The organism is Micrococcus sp. KRD070 (genome assembly GCF_017168435.1).
In the GTDB taxonomy this organism is placed as follows: domain Bacteria; phylum Actinomycetota; class Actinomycetes; order Actinomycetales; family Micrococcaceae; genus Micrococcus; species Micrococcus luteus.
On sequence record NZ_JABFNH010000018.1, the window covers coordinates 4356 to 10109 of the forward strand.

Annotated in this window: 5 protein-coding genes and 1 pseudogene; 5 read left to right on the forward strand and 1 reads right to left on the reverse strand. The window is 72.5% G+C overall.

Translation table 11 applies throughout. The features are described from left to right. Window positions 1-127, reverse strand: a pseudogene (locus tag J1M38_RS12240) (CoA ester lyase); the annotation flags it as partial. Between the two features lie 213 nt (window positions 128-340). On the opposite strand from J1M38_RS12240, the gene J1M38_RS06250 reads away from it, so the two are divergent. From J1M38_RS06250 to J1M38_RS06270, 5 genes are all read left to right on the forward strand, one after another. Next, window positions 341-1621 carry a Glu/Leu/Phe/Val dehydrogenase gene (locus J1M38_RS06250; RefSeq protein WP_010079708.1) on the forward strand — a complete coding sequence of 427 codons (1281 nt, stop codon included), beginning with the start codon at window positions 341-343 and terminating at the stop codon, window positions 1619-1621. A 295-nt stretch (window positions 1622-1916) separates the two neighbouring features. Further along, on the forward strand, window positions 1917-2468 hold the full coding sequence (locus J1M38_RS06255) for a YceI family protein (protein ID WP_010079707.1): 552 nt from the start codon (window positions 1917-1919) through the stop codon (window positions 2466-2468). A 72-nt stretch (window positions 2469-2540) separates the two neighbouring features. Then, window positions 2541-3266, forward strand: a complete 726-nt coding sequence (locus J1M38_RS06260) for a dienelactone hydrolase family protein (RefSeq protein ID WP_036316518.1) — start codon at window positions 2541-2543, stop codon at window positions 3264-3266. Window positions 3267-3462: 196 nt separating this feature from the next. Further along, window positions 3463-4197, forward strand: coding sequence for a hypothetical protein (locus J1M38_RS06265; RefSeq protein WP_241246524.1), 735 nt, complete (start codon window positions 3463-3465; stop codon window positions 4195-4197). A gap of 121 nt (window positions 4198-4318) precedes the next feature. Further along, window positions 4319-5731, forward strand: coding sequence for an aspartate aminotransferase family protein (locus tag J1M38_RS06270; RefSeq protein WP_206501205.1), 1413 nt, complete (start codon window positions 4319-4321; stop codon window positions 5729-5731). The last annotated feature ends 23 nt before the right edge of the window (window positions 5732-5754 follow it).

The following is a 5754-nucleotide window of genomic DNA, read 5'->3' on the forward strand; positions in this document are numbered from 1 at the left end:
GCGCGAGGCACAGCTTGCCGGTCATGCCGACCTCCGCGGTCACCGCCGTCGCCTCGGCGAGCTTCACGCCGGTGGAGCCCACGGTCGGCCCGTCGATCGCGCCCGGCAGCCCCGTGGCCCGCGCCGCACACCCGCGGCGCGTCCACAGCACAGTACACGCCGCTGTGTCCGACGTCACCCGGGTGGGCGTGGATCTCGGCTCAGAAGGGGTGACGGGTGCGGGGGGAGCGCGTAGCGTTCATCGGGGTCCGGACGACGTCGGCCGCGCAATGGGGCGCGGCCCTCCGCGCGTCGGTCGGGCCGCGACACACCCCTGCCCACCGGACCACGAGGACGCTCAATGACGAGGATCCCCGCCGAGGACGAGGCCGTGACGGCGCCGTCCTCCCCGCTCGACAACGCCCTGGCCCAGCTCTCCGCCGCCGTGAAGACGCTCGGCTACGACGAGGGCCTGCACCAGATGCTCGCCGCCCCCCGCCGCGAGATGGCCGTCTCCATCCCCCTGCGCCGCGACGACGGCTCCACCGAGGTGCTCCGCGGCTACCGCGTGCAGCACAACTTCTCCCGCGGCCCGGCCAAGGGCGGCGTGCGCTTCAGTCAGGACGTGGACCTGGACGAGGTCCGCGCGCTGGCCATGTGGATGACCTGGAAGTGCGCCCTGCTGGACGTGCCCTATGGCGGCGCCAAGGGCGGGGTGGCCATCGACCCCCGCCAGTACTCGAAGGCCGAGCTCGAGCGCGTCACCCGCCGCTACACCTCCGAGATCCAGCCGATCATCGGCCCCGAGGTGGACATCCCCGCCCCGGACGTGGGCACGGACGAGCAGACCATGGCCTGGATGATGGACACCTACTCGGTGAACGTCGGCCACACCACGCTCGGCGTGGTCACCGGCAAGCCCGTCTCGCTCGGCGGCTCGCTGGGCCGCGCCTCCGCCACCTCGGCGGGCGTGGTCCACGTGGCGCTCGCCGCGCTCGAGCACCTCGGCATCGAGCCGTCGCAGGCGACGGCGGCGGTCCAGGGCTTCGGCAAGGTCGGCGCCGGCACGGTCGAGCTGCTCGAGGCGGCCGGCGTGAAGGTCGTGGCCGTGTCGGACCAGTACGGCGCCGTGCGCGACGACGAGGGCCTGCACTACGACGCCCTGCAGAGGCAGCTCTGGGACACCGGCTCCGTGAAGGACACCCCCGGCACCGCGTCCATGGACGCGGACGAGCTGCTCGAGATGGACGTGGACCTCGTGGTCCCGGCCGCCGTGCAGTCCGTGCTGACCGAGGAGAACGCCCCGCGCGTGCGCGCCCGGCTGGTGGTGGAGGGCGCCAATGGCCCCACCACGGGCGAGGCCGACCGCATCCTCTCCGAGAAGGGCGTCCTGGTCGTCCCGGACATCCTGGCCAACGCCGGCGGCGTGATCGTCTCCTACTTCGAGTGGGTCCAGGCGAACCAGGCCTACTGGTGGAGCCGCGAGGAGGTGGACGAGCGCCTGAAGCGGCGCATGGTCGCTGCGTGGCAGGCCGTGCTGGCCACCTCCGAGAGTCGCCGCGTGAGCCTGCGGGAGGCCGCCACCCTGACCGCTGTCCAGCGCGTGGCCGAGGCCCACCGCACCCGCGGCCTCTACCCGTGACGGGGGGCGGCCCCGCCGCCTGACCCCGTCCGGCCGCCCGAGCGCGGCCCCGCTGCCCGACCGCGGGCCGGCGGCCCGGAACCCCCGGAGGTTCCGGGCCGTCGTCGTGGGCGGACTCGTCCCTGATGTGCCCCCGGCCCGTGACGTCCGTCTCTATTTCGAATTTTGACGATCGAGCGTGGACGGACCGCCCGGATGATGTTTGAATTTGAAACAAGATCGGAGGCCGAGGCGCCGCCCGCCGTGGCGGCCCACCCCGGACACACCAGACAGACCCGCTGAAAAGGAGCACCCCATGCACGCCATCACCCCCGGAACCTGGAACCTGGACCCCGCGCACTCGGACGTCGACTTCGTCGTCCGCCACGCCGGCATCTCCAAGGTCCGCGGCACCTTCCACGCCGTGGAGGGCCAGCTCGTCATCGCCGAGGAGTTCACCCAGTCCTCCGTCGAAGTGACCGTCGACGTCGCCTCCATCAGCACCAAGAACGAGGGCCGCGACGCCCACCTGCGCTCCGCCGATTTCTTCGACGTGGAGCAGTTCCCCACCATGACCTTCCGCTCCACCGAGGTCCGCGGCGAGCCCGAGGAGTTCACCCTGGTCGGCGAGCTGACGCTGCACGGCGTCACCCAGACCGTGGAGCTCGAGGCCGAGTTCGGCGGCCAGGACAAGGATCCCTTCGGCGTGACCCGCGTGGGCTTCGAGGCCACGGGCGAGATCTCCCGCAAGGACTTCGGCCTGACCTGGAACGCGGCCACCGAGGCCGGTGGCCTCCTGGTCTCGGACAAGGTGAAGCTCGAGATCGGCGCCGCCTTCGTGCTGCCCGAGGCCGACGCCCAGGCCTGAGCCTGAGTCGACCTCGCGCGTCGAGACCGGGTCCCTCGATGAGGGGCCCGGTCTGCTCGTAGGGTGGGGCCCATGATGGCTTCGAAGACCCCGCACCAGAACGTCACGTTCGACCTGCCCACCAAGGACGCCGGCCAGGACGGCGACCGGACGGGCCACGGCTACCTCGCGCTGCCCGCCTCCGGGAAGGGCCCCGGCGTGATCGTGATCCAGGAGTGGTGGGGCCTGGTGGACCACATCAAGGATGTGTGCGACCGCCTCGCCGACCTCGGCTTCGTCGCGCTCGCCCCCGACCTCTACGGAGGCTGGATCGCCCACGACGGCGACGAGGCCGGCGAGATGATGCAGAACCTGCCCGCCGAGGAGGGCGCCCGCCAGCTCGCCGGTGCCGTCGACTGGCTCCTGGCCCGGGACGAGGTGACCTCGCAGACCGTGGGCGCGATCGGCTTCTGCATGGGCGGCGGCTTCGTGCTCGCCCTCGCGGCCCAGCAGGGGGACAAGGTCTCCGCCGCCGTGCCCTTCTACGGCGTGGGCCAGGGCGTGCCCGGTGACTTCTCCGGCGTCACCGCCGCCGTCCAGGGCCACTACGCCGAGCAGGACGACTCCTTCCCCGTCGAGGACGCGCGGAGGCAGGAGCAGCAGATCCGCGAGGAGTCCGGGGCCGACGTCGAGTACTTCTACTACGACGCCCCGCACGCCTTCCACAACGACGAGAACCCCCAGGGCAACTACCGGCCCGAGGCCGCCGCCCTCGCCTGGGACCGCGCGGTCTCCTTCCTGAAGGAGAAGGTCCGCTGAGCGGCTCCCGTGGCGGCCGGGGCGGGAAGTCCCGCGCGAGCAGGGGCGGCCCCGCCCGGTCCACCCGCTCCGGCGGGCGTGGCGTGGCCAAGGGCTGTCTCTTATACAAATCTAAAAAAAAAAAAACCATCAGTTTGGCGGTCGATGTCACTCTTTTTGGTGCCGCTTCTGCTGAGCAATGTGCTGCAATCAGTCGGTGCAGCTCGTCAACCACGACGACGCGGCCCAGCTGGCCCACCTCGCCCACGACGACGCCGGTCAGCCCCGCCACTTCCTGCCGCAGCTGGGCTACGTGCGGCGCCGGCGCGACGTGTCCGCCGAGGAGTTCCTGCGCGCCGGCGACATCGACCCGTGGCACGTGCACCTCGTGGGCGTGTACTCCGAGCTGCCGGTGGTGTGCGTGGGCAGGGACCACCTGCTCGCCGCGTGGGACGTGGACGCGGACGGCCCGGTGCCGCCCGCCGAGCTCGACCCGGACGAGGAGCTGGAACCCGCCCGCTTCGCCCCGGCCCCCAGCCCGGAGCCGATGGACGCCGCCGAGCTGCCCGGCGCGGGCGAGCGGATGGCGCTGGAGATCGCCGCGTCCGGCGCCGGCCACGTCGTGCTGCCGATGTCCGTGGCCCGCATGTTCGGCCGCAAGGACGTGATCGTGCTGCCGCTGGCCTCCACCCTCGACGACACCGTGGGCCTGTCCCGCGCCGACCGCGAGGCCGCCGCCACGCGGGCCGCGCTCGCGGACGAGCAGGCGCGGGCCGAGGCGGAGGCGGGCGCCGCCGTCGTCGACGGGCCGGATCCCGCGCGCCACGGCGACGACGAGGCCCGGCACCCCGGCTGGGACGTCGCCCTGGCCTGGCTCAAGGCGGCCGACTCGGAGCGCGTGCAGGCGTTCGTGGGGGTGGCGCGCGGGCGGCGGGGCGCCAGCTCGCGCTGAGGGCGGGCGCCCGGACGTCGGGGCACGGATCGGGGGCGAGGTCATCAGCCGGACGCGCCGGGACGCGCCCCGGCGGGCCTGCCTATGCTCGGAATGACCCGCATCACACCAAGGAGGGCGCATGTCCGAGCATCAGCAGCACGTCGGTCGCCGGGACCCCCGGATCAGCGACGAGGCCATCGAGCGGGGCCGCCGCGCCCACGAGCTCGACCGCGCGCACGTGTTCCACTCGTGGAGCGCGCAGCGCGATCTGAATCCGATGACCATCCTCGACGCCGAGGGGTCGTGGGTGTGGGACGGCGAGGGTCGGCCCATGGTCGACTTCAGCGGGCAGCTCGTCTTCACGAACGTCGGCCACCGCCACCCGAAGATCGTGGCCGCGATCCGCGAACAGGCCGAGACGCTGGCCACCGTGGCCCCGCAGCACGTCAACGACGCCCGGTCCGAGGCGGCCCGGCTGATCACCGAGTGGCTGCCGGAGTCCATCAACCACGTGTTCTTCACGAACGCGGGCGCGGAGGCCAACGATCACGCGGTGCGGATGGCGCGCCTGCACACGGGCCGGCACAAGGTGCTCTCCGCATACCTCTCGTACCACGGCGCCACGCGCCTGACGGCGAACCTGACCGGCTCCCTGCGGCGCGTGGGCTCGGACTCGGCCTCCGACGGCGTCGTGCACTTCCAGCCCGCGTACACGTACCGCTCCGCGTTCGGCTCGGAGAACGATGAGCAGGAGGCCGAGCGCGCGCTGGCCCACCTGCGCGACGTGATCGAGCTCGAGGGCCCCTCCACCGTGGCCGCCGTGGTCCTCGAGGCCGTCCCCGGCACCGCGGGCATCTTCATGCCGCCGCCCGGTTACATGGCCGGCGTCAAGGAGCTGTGCCGTGAGCACGGGATCCTGCTGATCATCGACGAGGTCATGGTCGGCTTCGGCCGCGTGGGCGAGTGGTTCGGCCACCAGCTGACGGGCGTCACCCCGGACATCGTCACATTCGCCAAGGGGGTCAACTCCGGGTATGTGCCGTTGGGCGGCGTCGCCATGAGCGACGACGTCTACGAGAGCTTCGCGACCACGCCCTACCCCGGCGGCCTGACCTACTCGGGCCACCCCCTCGCGTGCGCGGCCGCCGTCGCCGCGATCACCGCGATGGAGGAGGAGGGCATGGTCGCCCATGCGAAGCGCATCGGCGATCAGATCATCGGGCCGCGCCTGGCCGAGATCGCCGCGGCCCACCCGAGCGTGGGCGACGTGCGCGGCGCCGGCGCGTTCTGGGCCGTCGAGCTGGTGAGGGACCGGCAGACCCGGGAGCGGCTGGCCCCGCTCGGTCAGGTGGCGCCCGTCATGGGGCGGATGATGGCCGAGGCGAAGGACCGCGGGCTGCTGCTGTTCATGGCCGAGAACCGGTTCCACCTGTGCCCGCCGCTGAACATCTCGGACGAGGACCTGCGCTTCGGCCTCGACGTGCTCGACCAGGTCCTCACCCTCGCCGACGAGGAGGAGTTCGAGGCCTCGGAGGCCGGCCGGCTCGGCTGACCCCGATCCCGCGCCACGCGCAC